At 29.6% G+C, this 872-nt stretch carries 1 protein-coding gene; it reads right to left on the minus strand.

Annotated features, from left to right (window positions below; translation table 11 throughout):
* Positions 1-145: 145 nt before the first annotated feature.
* The coding region (locus tag I4Q58_RS15445; RefSeq protein WP_236002962.1) for a DUF2711 family protein at positions 146-872 on the minus strand (727 nt) is incomplete at its 5' end.

Consider the following 872-nt stretch of genomic DNA (forward strand, 5'->3'; position numbering starts at 1 on the left):
CAACGGATTTGTATAACGTGCGTTGTGCCGTTTTTCAATTTACGAATTATTCAGTTAAGGTGGGAGAGTGGTTTCGTTGTAATCTTTTTCAAACAATTAACCGTCTTAGGCACTAATGCATCGTTATACGTTGTTGTGCATAGTTTTAAGTTCGATAGTTCAATCTTGGAAATTCATTCGTATTTTTTACCTCAAATCCAAATGAAGTCAATTTCCCTCTACTTAATTTTTTATTAGTTGCTAAAACAGTTACGTAGCTGTCCCAATGATTTACTAACATCAGACTTTTATCAATTGAAATAATACTTGGCGAATTATAATTATGTTCTGAGAAAAGAATACTTAATTCTTTTGTTTTTAGCTCAGTTTTGTAATCTCCAAATTCAGAAGTTAGTTCAATTTTTTCAATGTTTAATTCATTAAGCAGTTTGATGATTTTCGCAATGTTGAAAGGTGTAAACTCCCCATCTGGTGGATAAAATATTTTCTCTTGATTACAGAATTCATATAGTTTATCAGCTAACTTTCTATTCTGAAATTCTTTTTTAAGCCCATAATTTATAAGTGCGTGATTAATTTCCGAAATGGTATTTAGTTTCGACTTTTTTATGACTTCTTCCCACTTTAACTCATTACAAAAATTTACAATATACTTTGAAGTTGGATAATCCATTGTCTGGTCATTAAACCAAATATTGTGATATTCATTATTTCTGTCATAATTACCTTTCAACTCAATAAATGGATTCAGGATGATAAAAATATTTTCAAATTCTCTTGAATAGAATTCAGAAATATTCTCATCCCATTCGGAATAAAAAGGTGGTGTATTATTGAAGTCGAATTTTTTCACTAAAATTATGCACAACGGT

This window comes from Luteirhabdus pelagi, from assembly GCF_016827595.1.
GTDB classification, from domain to species: domain Bacteria; phylum Bacteroidota; class Bacteroidia; order Flavobacteriales; family Flavobacteriaceae; genus Luteirhabdus; species Luteirhabdus pelagi.